The organism is Streptomyces sp. NBC_00289 (assembly GCF_041435115.1).
Taxonomy (GTDB): Bacteria; Actinomycetota; Actinomycetes; order Streptomycetales; family Streptomycetaceae; genus Streptomyces.
The window spans coordinates 906217-922080 of record NZ_CP108046.1 but is presented as its reverse complement, the minus strand read 5'-3'; the positions used below and the strand labels follow the sequence as shown (position 1 = coordinate 922080).

Sequence of the window (15864 nt, the reverse complement as noted above, 5' to 3'; positions counted from 1 at the left end):
CCAGGATGATGGACTCCGGATCCCGGCAACGTCAATGCCTTCCACTCGTCACAAATCGGCAACGCTCGTGCTCGTCGTCCGCCCGAAGCCGTTCCGCGACCGCCCGTTACGTGCCCGATTCCGCCCGTTGTTCCAAGAGATGAGCAGCCCATGAGCCCGCGCCAGATCACCGTCCTGGGGGAGTGCGTCGCGGACGCCTTCACCGAACCGGCACACGCCTCGAACGAACTCGCTCTTCGGGTGCTGCCCGGCGGCGGACCTGCCAATACGGCGGTGGCCCTGGCCCGGCTCGGTACGCCGGCCCGCTTCCTCGCCCGCCTGTCCGGCGACGTGTTCGGCCGCCTGTTCCGGTCCCGTCTGGAAGCGTCCGGCGTCGACCTGTCGTACGCCGTCGCCGCCGCCGAGCCCAGCACGCTGGCCGTGGCGGAGCTGGACGCCGCCGGGCAGGCCGCGTTCTCGTTCCACGCGCAGAACACGGCCGACTGGCAGTGGACTTCCGGGGAACTGGCAGGGGTGGATCTGTCCGAGACGGCCTGTGTGCACACCGGGTCGCTGGCGCTGGTCCGAGAGCCCGGCGGAGCGGTGGTGGAGGAGTTCCTGTCGGCAGCGGCTCCGCGGGCCACCATCAGCATCGATCCCAACGTCAGGCCGCTGCTGGTGCACCCCGAGGCCTACCGCGCCCGGCTGGCGCACTGGTGCGCTCTCGCCGACATCCTGCGGCTGAGCGAGGACGACCTCGAACTCCTCCTGCCCGGCACCCCGCCCGAGCAGGCGTGCGACACCTGGCACGCCGCGGGGGTACGGCTCGTCGTGATCACGCTGGGTGTCGACGGCGCACTCGCCTCGCTCGACGGCGTACGGCTGCGGGTTCCCGGAGTGGCCACGCAGGTCGTCGACACGGTCGGTGCGGGGGACTCCTTCACCGCCGGCCTGCTGCACCACCTCGGCGCCCACGGACTCCTCGGTGGCCGGCTGGACGGTCTCGGTCTCGACGATGTCGCGGAAGCCTGCCGGTTCGCCACCCGGGTCGCTGCCCTGACCTGCTCGGTGGCCGGTCCCAATCCGCCGTGGGGGAACCGGTTGGAGCAGCTCCCGGCTGCCGGCGGCGCCTGACGGGCGGGCGGGCCGCGCCGGGCAATCCCGCCCGCACCGTTGACGCATCGGCCGGACTCCGCTCATCATCGGGCCACCCGATGTCATCGATGACACAAGTCAACGATGACACGCCCTCGGCCGGCGGCGTGGACGACGGCGCCGATCAGGGCGTCACTTTCCGCTCGGTCCACGCCAGAGCCACAGGCTCCGCCAGATGGGCGGCCACAGCACAGGAGACACCATGAGCTCAAGACGTTTATCCCGGCATGCCCGCGTACGGATGACGGCAGCGGTGGCGACCGTCTGCGCCCTGTCCGCAGCCCTGCTCGCCCCGCAGGCCGTGGCCGCCGGCACTCCGCCGTACTCCGAGACCTACCGTCCCCAGTTCCACTTCACGCCGGAGAAGAACTGGATGAACGACCCCAACGGCCTCGTGTACTACAGGGGCGAATACCACCTCTTCTACCAGTACAACCCCAACGGCAACGCGTGGGGCGACATGTCATGGGGGCACGCGGTGAGCAACGACCTCGTGCACTGGAAGCAACTGCCGCTCGCCCTGTCGCACGACGACAAGGAGATGGTGTTCTCCGGCAGCGCGGTCGTCGACCGGGACAACTCCACCGGCTTCGGCACGAAGAAGAACCCGCCCATGGTGGCGATCTACACCAGCCACAACAAGACCACGGGCATACAGGCCCAGTCGCTCGCCTACAGCACCGACCGCGGCCGCACCTGGACCAAGTACCAGGGCAACCCCGTCATCGACATCGGCTCCAAGGACTTCCGCGACCCCAAGGTCCAGTGGTACGCGCCGACGAAAAGCTGGCTGATGACGGTGTCGATGTCCGCCGAACACAAGGTACGGTTCTACTCCTCCAAGAACCTCAAGGACTGGACGCTGCGAAGCGAGTTCGGGCCGTCCGGCGCGACGGGCGGCGTGTGGGAGTGCCCCGACCTGTTCCCCCTGGCGGTCGACGGGGACAAGAAGAAGATCAGGTGGGTCCTGGTCGTCAACATCAACCCCGGTGGCATCGCGGGCGGTTCGGCCGCCCAGTACTTCCTCGGCGCCTTCGACGGCAAGAAGTTCACCGCAGAGGACAAGGGCACCTACACCCCGCCCACCGGCACGGTGGTGCAGGACTTCGAGGGCACCGACTTCGGCTCGTGGACGACCACGGGCACCGCGTTCGGAACGGCTCCCGCCGCCGGGGCGGTGGACGGTCAGGGCACGGTCGACGGCTTCGACGGCAAGGGCCTCGCCAACAGCTTCCACTCGGGAGACGCCACCACCGGCACGCTGACCTCGCCCTCCTTCACCGTCGACAGCAAGTACCTGAACTTCAAGGTCGGCGGCGGCCGGCACCCTCACGTGGACGGCACTGTCATGGAGCAGGCCCCGCCGCCCGCGGGCACGGTCCTCGCCGACTTCGAGGCCGGCACCTACGGCGACTGGACGACCACCGGGGACGCCTTCGGCACCGCACCGGCCACCGGCACCCTCCCCAACCAGCAGGAGGTCTCCGGCTTCCTGGGAAGCGGCCTCGCCAACAGCTACCTGAACGGCGACTCCACCACCGGCACCCTCACCTCGCCCGAGTTCACCATCGACAAGGACTACGTCAACCTCCTTGTCGGCGGCGGCAACCACCCCGCCGGCTCCGGCAACCCCACCGCCGTCGAACTCCTCGTCGACGGCCAGGTGGTCCGCAGCACCACCGGACAGGACAGCGAGGCACTCAACTGGGCCTCCTGGGACGTCAAAAACCTCGCCGGCAAGAAGGCGCAGGTAAAGATCGTCGACGACAACAGTGGCGGCTGGGGCCACCTCAACGTCGACCACATCATGCTCTCGGGCACCCAGGCCCAACCCGTCTCCCAGGAGACGGCCGTCAACCTCGTCGTCGACGGCAAGGTCGTTCGCAGCGCCACCGGCTCCAACAGCGAGACCCTCGACTGGGCCTCCTTCGACATGCGCCCCTACGCGGGCAAACAGGCGCAGATCCAGATCGCCGACATGAACACCGCCGGCTGGGGTCACCTCCTCGCCGACCAGTTCACCGCCGCGCAGGCGCCCGCGAAGTCCGTCGTCCAGCGCGCCGACTGGGCCGACTATGGCAAGGACTACTACGCGGCGGTCTCCTGGGACAACGCGCCGGGCGGCAAGCGGTACATGATCGGCTGGATGAACAACTGGGACTACAGCGGTGCCATCCCCACGTCCGCCTGGCGGGGAGCGCAGAGCATCCCCCGGGAAATGGCCCTGCGTACCATCGACGGCCGCGTCCGGCTGACCAGCGAGCCCGTGAACAGCGTGACGTCCCTACGACAGCCCCACGCGGTGTCCACGGTCGGCGTCAGCGTCAAGAACACGTCCAAGACCCTGATCGGCCCCGCTGCGCAGGGCAAGGCGCTCGACATCGAGGCGACCTTCTCCCTCGAGGACGCGGACCGGTTCGGCCTGAAAGTGCGCACGGGAGCCAATGGCGAGGAGACCGTCATCGGCTACGACACCACGACACAGGAGCTGTACGTCGACCGCACACACTCCGGCGCCGTCGACTTCAACAGCACCTTCCCCGGCGCTCAGACCGCACCTCTGAAGGCCAAGAACGGCAAGGTCAAGCTGCGGATCCTCGTCGACTGGTCGTCAGTCGAGGTCTTCGGCGGCAGCGGCGAGGCCACGATCACCGACCAGATCTTCCCCGACCCCGCCAGCCAGGGAGTGCAGGTTTTCGCCGAGAACGGCTCGGTGAAGCTGGACAGGGCCGCCGTCTGGCACCTCGACTCCGCCCACAAGTGACGCCTACAACCGACATGGAGAACGAGACCATGAAGAAGACCCTGCTCGCCGAGTTCACCGCCCGTGAGGGAGCGGAGGACGAGGTCGCCCGCCTGATCGCGGACTACGCCCTGAAGGTCCGCGAGGAGGAAGGCAACATCGCCTTCGACGTCTACACCAGGGCGGCCGACCCGCGCGCCTTCTGGATATTCGAGGTGTACCGGGACGAGGACGCCTTCCAGGAACACCTGAACGCCCCCTATGGCGGCCCCTTCAACGCCGTTCTCGTCCCACTGATCGAGGAGGATGCCTCAGTTCTGACCTTCCTCGATCCGCTGGCCACGACCCCGTAGCGAGCTGTCGACAGGGGCTCCCGACAGGCGCGATCTCCTTCCGTGCCCAGCTTTCACGTGGGCGGGCGTCCGAGGGCTGATCCTAGACGAGAGAAGTGCTTCTGACCTGCAACGACGGGGCTTGTCGAAGGTCCCGTCGGTTGCGAGGGAAAGAAGCACTTCCCAGGTGAATGAGGTCCGCAAGTCCGGCCTGGATCAGGGGATGTCGGCGGCAGTGTTGCCGTGGCGCAGGCCGCGGACGGGGAGACAGGTGGGTCGGCGGACCTCGGGGTTCCTCACTTCTTGTGGCCGTTGCCGTGTCCGTTCGGATGCAGGACCACCTTGGTCCAGCCCTCGTCACGGGCGTCGAAGTGCTCGTAGGCGCTGGGGGCCTCGTCCAGGCTGAACTCGTGGGAGACGACGAAGCTCGGCGTTGCCTTCCCGCCGGCGATCAGATCCCGCAGCGCCCGGTTGTACTTCTTCACCGGCGCCTGCCCGGTCCCCATGTGCTGGCCCTTGAACCACATCATGCCGAAGTCGATCGGGACCTTGCCCTGCGCCTCCAACTCTCCCTGGGCCTCGGCGCCGCCGGGGTCCTCGGGCAGGAACACGCCGACCACGCCGATGTGGCCGGTGAACCTGACTGAGTCGATCAGTCCGTTGAGGGTGAGGCTGGCGTCCTCGTGTCCCTGTGGGTCGTGTGCCTGGTAGCCGACGCACTCACAACCGTTGTCGGCGCCCAGGCCGAGGGTGGCCTCCTTGACGACCTCGGCCGGATTCTGGTCGGCGGTGTTGATCGGGATGGCGCCGATCTCCTCCGCCTTGCGCAGTCGGTCGGGCTGGTGGTCGGCCACCCAGACGCGGCCGGCGCCCTTGAGGAGGGCGGAGTATGTCGCCATCAGCCCGACGGGACCGGCTCCGAAGACGATGGTCTGGTCGCCGGGCTTGACGTCGGCCATCTCGGTGGCGTGATAGCCGGTGGGGAAGATGTCGGCGAGCATCACGTAGTCGGTCTGCCGGTCGGCGGCGTCCTCGCCCAGACGCAGCGCGTTGAAGTCGCCATAGGGTACGCGCAGCAGTTCCGCCTGGCCGCCCTGGTAGGGGCCCATGTCGGCGAATCCGTAGGCGGCTCCGGCGAGGGCCGGCTCGGGCTGCATGGTCAGGCAGTAGTTGGTCAGGCCCCGTTCGCACTGCTTGCAGAAGCCGCAGGCGATGTTGAAGGGCAGGACCACATACTCGCCGACCTGGACCTTGCGGACGGCCGAGCCGACCTCCACGACCTGGCCCATGTTCTCGTGTCCCAGGGTTCGGCCGGACTCGAACGAGGTGCGGCCCTCGTACATGTGCAGGTCCGAACCGCAGATGTTGGTGGTGGTGATCTTGACGATGATGTCGCAGGGGTGTTCGATCTTCGCGTCGGGTACGTCCTTCACTGTGACCGTTCGCGGGCCTTCATATACCGCTGCTTTCATGATGGCTTCCTTCGGTGCCGCGACATGACCGCAGCACGGCGGTGATGGAGGCGACGCAAGGAGCCCGACGTCCGGGAGTTGGTGCGCGGGGTCAGTGGCTCCGGCATGCCTCTGCGGGCCGTTCACCCGGTTCGAGGGAGCGGTGCCGCCGCCGGCCGGCCATACGGAGCTTTGGCGCTTCGGCGGCGTAGCGCCCGGGTCCCCGTCGGCCCTGGCGCGAAACGGGCAGGCACTGATCGATCAGCTGATCCGAACCGCCCGATGCGATGGGCGCGGGCTGGACCCCGAAGGAGGCGTCGCGGGGGCCCTAACTCCCGGCACATCGAACTGCGGTGAGGGGGGCGATGCCGGCACGCTCGCGTCCCGTGGGCCGTTTGTGCCGTCACCGGTTCAGCATGATCTAGCGCGGAACCCTGGGCGTTCACGCCCGGGAGGAAGCGCTTGTCGACACTGCTGTGATCCGCGCGGGTGCGCGGGTCTGCGCTGGTGACCTCAGCCGGGATGTTCCTGGTTGTCGATGTACTTCTTGATGACGGCGTGTGGGGCGCCCCCGCACGAGGCGGCGAAGTAGGACGGCGGTCAGAAGTGCTCGCCCCACAGGTACGTGCGGATGTGGCCGGGGAACTCCTGCCGCAGGCGCCGGGCGGAAACACCCTTGAGGGAGCCTACGAGCCGGGAGATGGCGACCTGGGGCGGGTAGTGCACGAGCAGGTGAACGTGATCGCGTTCGCCGTTGAACACCCGCAGCTCCGCGCCGAAGTCGGTGCACACGTCGCGCATGACCTCTTCGCAGCGCCGAAGGATCTCGTCGGTGAATGGTCCGCGCCGGTACGTGGGAGTGAAGACCAGGTGGGCGTGCACGGTGCAGACGACGCTGCGGCCCCTGCGGCGGACATCGGGGTTTGGCCCCCCAGCGGGGTGACATAGATCAACGCTACGATCACGCCTGTGAAGATCGTGACGCAGGTCAAACTCATGCCGGATGCGGGGCAGGCATCCGTGCTTGAGCGCACCCTGCGCACGGTCAATGACGCCGCGAACTGGGTGTCGGAGGTGGCGTTCGAGCACGGCGTGCCGCGTGAGTACGAGCTGCGCAAGCACACCTACGCCGAGCTCAAAGCTCGTGGGCTGGGAGCACAGGCCGCGCAACATGTCGTCAAGAAGGTGCGCGACTCGTACACCACGCTCAAGGCCAACATCCGTGCGGGGAATCTCGGCCCGGAAGGCTCCAGGCGTCGCCGCAAGGCTGAGTCCAAGCCGGTCAGGTTCCGGCCCCGGGCCGCGCAGCCGTATGACGACCGGTGTTTGAGCTGGCAGTACGACCAGCAGACGGTGTCCATCTGGACCATGGACGGCCGGGTCAAGAACGTCTCATTCGTGTGCTCCGCGGAGGCGCTCACGATGCTCCAGGCGCACCGGCAGGGCGAATCCGACCTGATCGAGCGCGACGGCGTGTTCTACCTCGTCGCCACCTGTGACGTGCCCGAGGCCGAGCAGTACGAGCCGGCCGGGTTCCTCGGCGTGGACCTCGGTATCGTCAACATCGCCACCACGTCCGACGGCTACCGCGCCGCCGGGCGGGGGCTGAAGCGGTACCGCAAGCGACAGCTTGCCCTGCGTGCCAAGCTCCAGAAGAAGCGCACCAAGAGCGCCAAGCGGCGGCTCAAGGCCCGTGCCCGCAAGGAAGCACGGCACGTGGCGAACACCAACCACATCATCTCCAAGACGATCGTGACCGAGGCTGAACGCACCGGACGCGGCCTGTCCCTGGAAGAACTCAAGGGCATCCGCACCCGGGTACGGCTCCGCAAGCCCCAACGGGTCGCACTCCACTCCTGGGCCTTCGCCCAGCTCGGAGAGTTCATCGTCTACAAGGCCAAGCGAGCGGGAGTGCCGCTCATCTACGTCGATCCCGCGTACACGTCGCAGATGTGCTGCGAATGCCGGCACATCGACAAGCGCAACCGTGTCGGCCAGGGACTTTTCATCTGCCGGGGGTGCGGGGTCGTTGCCCACGCCGACCGGAATGCTTCCCGCAACATCGCCACCCGTGGCGAGAGCGTGTGGAATGCGGGGCGTGAGTCACGCGTCCCTGCCACCCCATAACGGGGTGTCTGGACCGGGGAGTCCACCCCAGCAGCCAGCTGGGTTCTACCTCCAAGCCCAGCCCTTCAGGGCCGGGTCAAGTTGACTTCACTTCGAGGGCCGGTCACCGTGGTTGTTCCGGACCATGCGGCGGCGTTCCTGTTCGCGTTTGGAGTAGGCGGCTGCCCGGATCGCCTCGTCGCTCTCCAGGCTTGATCCCAGCGCGCCGCCCACGGTGGCGATCGAAGCGACGAACCAGGACAACGTCAGGTACTCCGTGGTGTCCAGCGGGGTTCGTGTCGCGGAGGCGAACACCCGGTCGTTGAGGATGAACAGGGCCCACACCAGGTTGATGACCAGCAAACCCAGGTAGCAGACGAGCACTCCGATACTCACGGTTACGATCGTCGAGGCGTTGTAGAGAGCCGTCCTCTTCCTCGCCTCCGGCGAGGACTCTGTCGATCGATGCCACAGGTGCGCGTCCACGATCAGCCAGCCGATCATGAGCCCGATGGACCCGACCATGGCGATCACCAGGCGTGGTGCGCTCAGGGCCGCTGCCACGCTCCAGACGGTGGAGTTCACGGTGGCGACAGCTCCCGTGGCGAGTGCGGCCGCCAGGGCTTTCGACAAGCCCGGAATCAGCCGCCACGGCCGATTGGCGCGGACCATACCGATGAGCACGCGCAGATAGCCGCGCGGTCCGCTGACGACATACCGGAGATCGGCGGTCTCCTCCTCCTCACCGACCGGGCCCGGGTGGATAGGGTTGAGACGACCGGTGAAGGGCCCCAGAAGCGGCTGGTCTTGCGGAGTTTCTCCAGCCCCGTTGGTCTGCGCGGCCGTCAGGCCGAGCACGGCTTCTTCCACTGCGCGCCGGGCCCTGGTCTGCAGCCGCAAGCCCCCCAGTGCGGGAAGGGACAGCAGGGCCAAGCCGTGTTCGTGACTCAGGTTCACCACGAGCTTGCGCCCGTGTGAGTGGAGGGGAAGGTCGGTGAGGGCTACGACGATGTCCCAGTTCTCCGCACTTCCCCGGTCCATGATTCGCCGCATCAACTTGGCCAGGTCCTCGGTCTCCGAGGTGAAGGGCTCACTGACCACCTCGACGTCGAAGCGTTGCCCCTCTCCCGACTTGTCGGCGAGCCGAGCGGGAAGCGTCCGGGCCATGAGCCGCGCGACTTCTGTCGGCGTGTCCGGGTCCGCCAGGAGAGCCACGACCGTTACGCCCTGAGACGGCTCCCGCATGACTGCCTCTTCTCGTCGGCTGACCCCGCGATCCCGAGTGCCCGTGGATGCCCAGAGGTAACGGCGACGCCGCGTGACCCGCCGGCGCCCGGCCGTCAGGCGCGGGCGGTACGGCAGCACCTGCCTCTGCACCAGGCTGTTGGTGACCGGGCCGCCCGTCCGGGGGAGGTCAGCGCCAGGGCACGGATTGGCCCGTCACCGGCCGAGGGCCCTGGGGGTCGGCGGCGCGGACCAGGTTGCCTGCCTTTTCCCGGTGCTCGTGCACGAGGCGGATCGCCATGGCACCCTCGCCTGCCGCCGAGGTCACCCGTTTGACCGAGCCGCTCCTGACGTCGCCGGCGGCGAAGACTCCGGGGAGGGTGGTCTCCAGCAGCAACGGACCACGGCCGAGCGAGTCCCACCGGGTCGCGTCGGCCGCCGCCTGTGCGTCGGCGCCGGTGAGGACGAAGCCCTTCTCGTCCAGGGCCAGCACGCCTCTGAGCCATTCCGTGTGCGGCCGGGCACCGATGAACACGAACAGTGCCGTGGCCCGCAGTTGGCGGTTCTCACCGTGTGCGTTGTCCTCCACGGTCAGCGACTCCAGCTTCTCCTCCCCGCAGACGCCCCGGACTTCGGTGCGCAGCAGCACCTCTATTTTCGGGTGCCGTTCCACCCGGTCCACGAGGTAGCGCGACATGTCCGCGTTGAGGTCACCGCCCCGGACGAGGAGGTGGACCGTGGATGCGTGGTTCGCGAGGAACAGCGCCGCCTGCCCGGCGGAGTTCCCGCCGCCGACCACGGCGACCGGATCCGCCTGGCAGAGACTGGCCTCGTGGACGGTCGCCGCGTAGTAGACGCTGATGCCTTCCAGGCGGTCGATGCCGGGCACCTCGAGCCTGCGGTACCACACGCCCGAGGCGAGCACCACGGTGCCGGCGCGCGTCCTGGATCCGTCTGTGAAGGTGACAAGGTACTCGTCGTCCTGCGGAGTGAGGCCGTTGACCTGGGCCGGTACCATGAGGCGAGCGCCGAACTTGCGGGTCTGGAACACCGCGCGCTCGATGAGCTCGCCTCCGGAGATGCCCGAAGGGAAGCCGAGGTAGTTCTCGATGCGGGACGTGGTGGCGGCCTGGCCTCCGGTGGCGACGGCGTCGACGGTGACCGTGGTGAGGCCGTCGGAGGCGCCGTACACGGCGGCGGCGAGTCCCGCGGGGCCCGCACCGACCACCATGACCTCGCACCGCTCGGCCTCCGGTGAGGGGGCGGGCAGCCCGATGAGCCGGGCCAGTTCGGCGTTGCTCGGATTGCGCAGCACCTGCTCGCCCTTCCAGAGGACCACCGGGGTGTCTTCGGGACGGATGGCGAACCGACGGAGCAGTGCCTCCGCCTCCTTGTCCTTCTCCAGGTCCACCCAGCGGTGGGGCAGCCGGTTGCGGGCGGCGAACTCGCGCAACCGCATGGTGTCCGGTGAATAGCACGATCCCAGGATCCGGAAGCCGGCGCCGAGGCCGATGAGCAGATACCTGCGGCCCAGGTAGGCGCGGAGGATCAGGTCGCCCAGGACGGGATCGCGGCCGACCAGGGCGCGTTGTCGCTCCACCGGTATGGCCAGGATCTCGCCCGCCTCGCGCACCACGGCGGTGTCGAACGCGGCCTCGCCCTCCAGCAGCCCGAGTTCACCCAGGAACCTGCCGGGTCCGTGCACCGCCATGGTGCGTTCCTCGGGCCCGCCGTAGTCATGGAGCATCTCGACGGTCCCGCTGAGGATCGCGAGGAACTCCCGGAACGGCTCGCCCTCGCGGTACAGCACCTCGCCCTCGGTGGTTCCGCGGCGCTCGCCGTGTGCGGCCAGATCCTCGAGCTGCTCCGGTGTCAGGCGTGGAAACGCCCCGTACTGGTCCGGTGTCTCGCGGACCGCACTCTGCTTGTGCTCGGCCGTGCTCATCAGACCATGGCCTCGTGGACGTAACACCAGCGCCAGTTCTCTCCCGGCTGGAAGGACTGTACGACGGGGTGGTGGGCGCTGCCCGCGTGCCCCCTCGCGTGCTTGAGAGGCGAGGAGTCGCAGCAGCCGACATGTCCGCAGGTGAGGCAGAGCCGCAGGTGCACCCACGGGGAGTGCAACTTGAGGCACTCCTCGCAGCCCTCCGGGGTGCGCGGTGTCACTGGGCGCACCATCGCCAGGTGCGGGTCGGAAATCGTGGCCATGAGGGTTCTCCTTCCGTGGTCGGGACTGCCCGACTGCGGCCCGCGGTGGATTTCTGCACCGAACGGCGCCGCTTCGGGCGGGGTGGCACCGGCCCGGCGGGACATCTCCGCTGTCATGTCGAGCAGGACTGGTCGGTGCCGCTGTGACCCTGGAGTCGCTGTGCGGGGGCGGCGATGGGTCGCGTCCGGGGCTTGGGTTTCGAGGGGCTCGGGCGGTGGCTGATCCATCACTTTCCGGCAGTGGTTTGTCGGCCCTCCATGGCCTGCTCGACCCACGAGCGCAGAACGTGCGCGGGAGCCGCGCCGGCCTGCCGGGCGACCGTCTCGCCCCGGTCCAGGATGAGCAGGGTCGGCACCGCCTGCACCTCGAACCGTCGGCTGAGCCGTGGGTTCTTGTCGACGTCGACCTTGACGAGCTTGATGCGTCCTGCGAGGTCGCGGGCGACCTGTTCGAGGGCGGGGCTGACCATGCGGCAGGGGCCGCACCAGGTGGCCCAGAGGTCGACGACGACGGGCATGGTGGCCTGCTCGACGACCTCGGTGAAGTCGTCGTCGCCCGCGTCGACGATCCAGGGGATTGGCTGCTTGCAGTGGCCGCATTTGGGGCGTCCCTCGGCGGCCACGGAGATCCGGTTGGCACGCCCACAGTTGGGGCACGTCACCGTCGTCGTCCGGGTGGTGTTCATGCCGCCCTCGCTTCTCCAGTGCCCTGGTCGTAGGTGACCACCAGTTCTCCGTGCTGGGCGTCGACGCGGACGGTGGCGCCGTCCTGGACGTCGCCGCGCAGCAGGGCGCGTCCGACCAGTGTCTCGACCTCGTGGGAGATGTAGCGTCGCAGCGGGCGGGCCCCGTACACCGGGTCGTAGCCCTGGTGGGCGATGACCTCCCTTGCCGCGTCGGTGAGTTCGACGGTGATGCGGCGTTCGGCGAGGCGGCGGCGGAGTTCGTCGAACTGCAGTTCAACGATCCGCTCGATCTGCCGCTCGCCGAGCGGCTTGAACAGCACGATGTCGTCGACGCGGTTGAGGAACTCCGGGCGGAAGTGGCCGCGCAGCTCGCCCATCACCAGGGCCCGGGCGTCGGGCTTGATCTCGCCCTCGGCGGTGGCGCCGTCGAGGAGGTGCTCGGAGCCGATGTTGGACGTCATGATGATCACGGTGTTGCGGAAGTCGACGGTGCGGCCCTGGGCATCGGTGATGCGGCCGTCGTCGAGGACCTGCAGCAGGGTGTTGAAGACGTCGGTGTGCGCCTTCTCGATCTCGTCGAACAGCACTACCGAGTACGGCTTGCGGCGTACGGCCTCGGTGAGCTGGCCGCCTTCCTCGTAGCCGACGTATCCGGGCGGTGCGCCCATGACCCGGCTGACGGTGTGCCGCTCCTGGTATTCGCTCATGTCGAGGCGGACCATGTTGTCCTCGGAGTCGAACAGGGCCCGGGCGAGGGTCTTGGCCAGCTCGGTCTTCCCGACGCCGGTGGGGCCGAGGAAGATGAACGAGCCGATGGGGCGGCGAGGGTCGCGGATGCCGGAGCGGGCGCGGATGATGGCGTCGGCGACGAGCTTGACGGCCTCGTCCTGGCCGATGACGCGCTCGCGCAGGATCTCGTCGAGGCGCAGCAGTTTCTCGCGTTCGCCCTCCTGGAGGCGGCTGACGGGGATGCCGGTCCAGGCGGCGACGATCTCGGCGATCTCCTCCTCGGTGACGACCTCCCGCAGCAGCCGGTTCTGGCCCTGCCTGGAGGCCAGCTGCTCCTCCTCGGCGGCCAGCCGGCGTTCGAGGTCCTGGAGGCGGCCGTAGCGGAGTTCGGCGGCGCGGTTGAGGTCGTAGGCGCGCTCGGCCTCCTCCGCCTCGTGACGGACCTGCTCCAGTTCCTGCCGCAGCTCCTGTACGCGGCGAATGCTCTGTCGTTCCGCCTCCCACTGGGCGTGCTTGGCGTCGGCCTCGGCGCGCAGGTCGGCCAGTTCCTTGCGCAGTTCTTCGAGGCGGGTTTGGCTGGCGGGGTCGGTCTCCTTGGAGAGGGCGGCTTCCTCGATCTCCAGGCGGGTGACGCGGCGGGTGATCTCGTCGAGTTCGGCGGGCATGGAGTCGATTTCGGTACGCAGCCGGGCGCAGGCCTCGTCGACGAGGTCGATGGCCTTGTCGGGCAGGAACCGGTCGGTGATGTAGCGGTGGGAGAGCGTCGCCGCCGCGACCAGGGAGGTGTCCTGGATCTTGACGCCGTGGAAGACCTCCAGGCGTTCGCGCAGGCCGCGCAGGATGGAGATGGTGTCCTCCACGCTGGGTTCGTCGACCAGCACTTGCTGGAAGCGGCGTTCGAGGGCGGCGTCCTTCTCGATGTGCTTGCGGTATTCGTCGAGGGTGGTGGCGCCGATCATGTGGAGTTCGCCGCGGGCGAGCATCGGCTTGAGCATGTTGCCCGCGTCCATGGCCCCTTCGGCGGCGCCCGCCCCGACGACGGTGTGGAGTTCGTCGACGAAGAGCAGGATCCGCCCTTGGGCGGCCTTGACCTCGCTGAGCACGGCCTTGAGGCGTTCCTCGAACTCACCGCGGTACTTGGCGCCGGCGACCAGGGAGCCCATGTCGAGGGCGAAGACGACCTTGTCGCGGAGTCCTTCGGGTACGTCGCCGCGGACGATGCGCTGGGCGAGGCCCTCGACGATGGCGGTCTTGCCGACGCCGGGGTCGCCGATGAGGACGGGGTTGTTCTTGGTCTTGCGGCTGAGGATCTGGGTGACACGGCGGATCTCGGCGTCCCGGCCGATGACCGGGTCGAGCCTGCCGGACCTGGCCTCGGTGACCAGGTCACGGCCGTACTTTTCCAGGGCCTCGTAGGCCACTTCGGGGTTGGCGGAGGTCACGCGCTGGTTGCCGCGGATCTTGGTGAGTGCGCTCAGGAACGAGTCCCTGGTGATGCCGGCCTGGTTGAGCAGTCGGCCGGCGGCGGTCGCCGAGCCCTCCTCGGCCAGGGCCAGGAGCAGGTGTTCCACGGACACGTACTCGTCTTTGAGGCGTTTGGCCTCCCGCTCGGCGGCATCGAGCAGGCGGGAGAGGCGCTGAGTGACGAAGACCTGGCCCGGCGCCGCGCCCGGACCGGTCACCCTCGGGCGGCGGGAGAGCTCCTCGCGCACAGCCGCGCGCAGTTCCTTCGGCTCGCTGCCCGACTGTTGCAGCAGCCGCGGGATCAGACCGTCCTCCTGATCGAGAAGGGCGAGCAGCAGATGCTCCCCGTCGACCTCGGTCTGCCCCATGCCGACGGCCGCGCTCTGGGCCTCCTGCAGGGCTTCCTGGGACTTCTGGGTGAGACGGTTCATGTCCATGGGGGTGGTTCACTCCTCATGCCGCGGCCGCGCAGAGCGGCTTCGAGCAGGCTGATGCGGTCGAGCAGGTCGATTACCAGCCCGATGGATGCGTAGTTGAGGCAGAGGCCTGAGCGCAGCCGCTGGATTCGGGCGAGGACAACTGGGGCCGTGGGGCCGAACACCAGGTGCCCCGCGGCGTCGCGCTCGGCGTCGACCAGGCCGAGGGCGACGAACCGGCGGATGAGATCGGGATGCAGGCCCGAGCGGCGGGCCACGGTCGCCAGGGACAGTCTGGGGGCGGGCACGAGTGCGTACCGGACGGACGTCGAGGCGGTGAGGTCGGCGCCCGGTCGTACCGGACGGGCGCCGACACCGGCCCGGCCGACGCCTGCCGCTCCCGTGGGTCGGTCGTTCATCGCGTCCTCCTGGGGTCGAACGAGGAGGTGGCGGCGAGCTCCTCGAACAGTTCGCGCTCCCGGTCGCCGAGGGTGGGCGGCACCATGATCCGGAGCTCGGCGTACAGGTCGCCGTTCGCGCCGCGTGGGTTCGGCATGCCCTCGCCGCGCAGCCGCAGCCGCCGGCCGCTGGACGAACCCGCGGGCACCGTGACCTTGGCCGTGCCACCGCCGGGGGTGGGCACCGGTACGGTCGCGCCCAGGGCCGCCTCCCAGGGGGCGACCGGGAGCTGGACGTGTACGTCGCGGCCGTCGAGGCGGAATTGGGGGTGGGGCTGGATACGCACCCGCAGGTACAGGTCGCCGCCGGGGGCGTCGCCACTGCCCCGGCCGCCCTCGCCCGCCAGCCGGATGCGCTGCCCGTCGGTGACGCCCGGCGGGACGTCGACCTCGTACCGCCGCGGCTGCCCGGTGGGACCGGCCAGTGTGACGCTGCGGCGGCCGCCTCGGTACGCCTCCTCGACGGTGAGCGGCAGTTCGGCCTCCTGGTCGGCTCCCGGTACCCCGGCGGGGGCGCCGCCTGCTCCGAAGAGCGAGCCGAACAGATCCTCGATGTTGACGCCCTCCGTTGCGAAGTCGTCGCCGAAGCCGGTGGTGTAGCGGACGCGGGGGCCGCCCGCGCCCGCCGTCCGCCGACCGCGGAAGCCGCTGCCCGCACCGGCCGCGACCCGTTCGTCGAAGTCCTCGGGGATCTGGCGGAAGTCCTCGCCGAAGCGGTCGTAACGGGCCCGGGTCTTCGGGTCCGACAGGACGCTGTACGCCTCGTTGAGGTCCTTGAACTGTTCCTCCGCACCCGGGTCCTTGTTGACGTCGGGGTGGTACTTGCGGGCGAGCTTGCGATATGCCTGCTGGATCTCGTCCTGGCTCGCGGTCCGTGACACGCCCAGCGTCTCGTAGAAGTCCCGTGCCATGG

Annotated in this window: 12 protein-coding genes and 1 pseudogene; 4 read left to right on the top strand and 9 right to left on the bottom strand. The window is 68.9% G+C overall.

All coding sequences use genetic code 11. The annotated features are described in order from the left end of the window. Positions 1–150: 150 nt before the first annotated feature. From OG985_RS04835 to OG985_RS04825, 3 genes are all read left to right on the top strand, one after another. Positions 151–1113 (top strand): carbohydrate kinase, encoded by a 963-nt coding sequence (locus OG985_RS04835; RefSeq protein WP_371666954.1) that lies wholly within the window; start codon positions 151–153, stop codon positions 1111–1113. A gap of 223 nt (positions 1114–1336) precedes the next feature. Further along, entirely contained in the window at positions 1337–3898 is a 2562-nt protein-coding gene (locus tag OG985_RS04830; RefSeq protein WP_371666953.1) for a GH32 C-terminal domain-containing protein, read from the top strand. A 29-nt stretch (positions 3899–3927) separates the two neighbouring features. Next, the gene (locus OG985_RS04825; protein WP_371666952.1) at positions 3928–4230 is read left to right on the top strand and encodes a putative quinol monooxygenase; all 303 of its coding nucleotides are present in this window, start codon (positions 3928–3930) and stop codon (positions 4228–4230) included. 275 nt (positions 4231–4505) lie between these two features. Here the strand turns inward: OG985_RS04825 and OG985_RS04820 are convergent, their stop codons facing one another. Both OG985_RS04820 and tnpA read right to left on the bottom strand, forming a co-directional pair. Next, positions 4506–5681, bottom strand: coding sequence for a glutathione-independent formaldehyde dehydrogenase (locus OG985_RS04820; protein WP_371666951.1), 1176 nt, complete (start codon positions 5679–5681; stop codon positions 4506–4508). A gap of 492 nt (positions 5682–6173) precedes the next feature. Next, positions 6174–6542, bottom strand: a pseudogene (gene tnpA, locus OG985_RS04815) (IS200/IS605 family transposase). Between the two features lie 114 nt (positions 6543–6656). On the opposite strand from tnpA, the gene OG985_RS04810 reads away from it, so the two are divergent. After that, positions 6657–7787: an RNA-guided endonuclease InsQ/TnpB family protein gene (locus OG985_RS04810; RefSeq protein ID WP_371674260.1), complete on the top strand. Its 1131-nt coding sequence runs from the start codon at positions 6657–6659 to the stop codon at positions 7785–7787. Positions 7788–7874: 87 nt separating this feature from the next. On the opposite strand, the gene OG985_RS04805 is transcribed toward OG985_RS04810, so the two are convergent. The 7 genes from OG985_RS04805 to OG985_RS04775 form a co-directional block, all read right to left on the bottom strand. After that, a complete protein-coding gene (locus OG985_RS04805; RefSeq protein WP_371666950.1) occupies positions 7875–9011 on the bottom strand; it encodes a hypothetical protein in 1137 nt (378 codons plus the stop codon). 169 nt (positions 9012–9180) lie between these two features. Further along, complete coding sequence (locus OG985_RS04800; RefSeq protein WP_371666949.1) at positions 9181–10935, bottom strand: FAD-dependent oxidoreductase; 1755 nt, start codon at positions 10933–10935, stop codon at positions 9181–9183. Further along, a complete protein-coding gene (locus OG985_RS04795; RefSeq protein ID WP_371666948.1) occupies positions 10935–11198 on the bottom strand; it encodes a UBP-type zinc finger domain-containing protein in 264 nt (87 codons plus the stop codon). Before OG985_RS04795 ends, OG985_RS04800 begins: the two co-directional genes overlap by 1 nt. Positions 11199–11425: 227 nt before the next feature. Continuing rightward, positions 11426–11884 (bottom strand): thioredoxin, encoded by a 459-nt coding sequence (trxA, locus tag OG985_RS04790; protein ID WP_371666947.1) that lies wholly within the window; start codon positions 11882–11884, stop codon positions 11426–11428. Continuing rightward, a complete protein-coding gene (gene clpB / locus OG985_RS04785) occupies positions 11881–14514 on the bottom strand; it encodes an ATP-dependent chaperone ClpB (protein WP_371666946.1) in 2634 nt (877 codons plus the stop codon). The genes trxA and clpB overlap by 4 nt, the downstream gene beginning before the upstream one ends. Next, entirely contained in the window at positions 14505–14912 is a 408-nt protein-coding gene (locus tag OG985_RS04780) for a chaperone modulator CbpM (RefSeq protein WP_371666945.1), read from the bottom strand. The genes clpB and OG985_RS04780 overlap by 10 nt, the downstream gene beginning before the upstream one ends. After that, the gene (locus tag OG985_RS04775; protein ID WP_371666944.1) at positions 14909–15862 is read right to left on the bottom strand and encodes a DnaJ C-terminal domain-containing protein; all 954 of its coding nucleotides are present in this window, start codon (positions 15860–15862) and stop codon (positions 14909–14911) included. Before OG985_RS04775 ends, OG985_RS04780 begins: the two co-directional genes overlap by 4 nt. Positions 15863–15864 lie beyond the last annotated feature (2 nt).

Bases quoted from the DNA above. Each gene is read 5' to 3' on its own strand.
- OG985_RS04810 (WP_371674260.1), top strand. From the start codon at position 6,657: ATGCCGGATGCGGGGCAGGCATCCGTGCTTGAGCGCACCCTGCGCACG.
- OG985_RS04795 (WP_371666948.1), bottom strand. From the start codon at position 11,198: ATGGCCACGATTTCCGACCCGCACCTGGCGATGGTGCGCCCAGTGACA.
- OG985_RS04820 (WP_371666951.1), bottom strand. From the start codon at position 5,681: ATGAAAGCAGCGGTATATGAAGGCCCGCGAACGGTCACAGTGAAGGAC.
- trxA (WP_371666947.1), bottom strand. From the start codon at position 11,884: ATGAACACCACCCGGACGACGACGGTGACGTGCCCCAACTGTGGGCGT.
- OG985_RS04775 (WP_371666944.1), bottom strand. From the start codon at position 15,862: ATGGCACGGGACTTCTACGAGACGCTGGGCGTGTCACGGACCGCGAGC.
- OG985_RS04780 (WP_371666945.1), bottom strand. From the start codon at position 14,912: ATGAACGACCGACCCACGGGAGCGGCAGGCGTCGGCCGGGCCGGTGTC.
- OG985_RS04835 (WP_371666954.1), top strand. From the start codon at position 151: ATGAGCCCGCGCCAGATCACCGTCCTGGGGGAGTGCGTCGCGGACGCC.
- OG985_RS04825 (WP_371666952.1), top strand. From the start codon at position 3,928: ATGAAGAAGACCCTGCTCGCCGAGTTCACCGCCCGTGAGGGAGCGGAG.
- OG985_RS04805 (WP_371666950.1), bottom strand. From the start codon at position 9,011: ATGCGGGAGCCGTCTCAGGGCGTAACGGTCGTGGCTCTCCTGGCGGAC.
- OG985_RS04830 (WP_371666953.1), top strand. From the start codon at position 1,337: ATGAGCTCAAGACGTTTATCCCGGCATGCCCGCGTACGGATGACGGCA.
- OG985_RS04800 (WP_371666949.1), bottom strand. From the start codon at position 10,935: ATGAGCACGGCCGAGCACAAGCAGAGTGCGGTCCGCGAGACACCGGAC.
- clpB (WP_371666946.1), bottom strand. From the start codon at position 14,514: ATGGACATGAACCGTCTCACCCAGAAGTCCCAGGAAGCCCTGCAGGAG.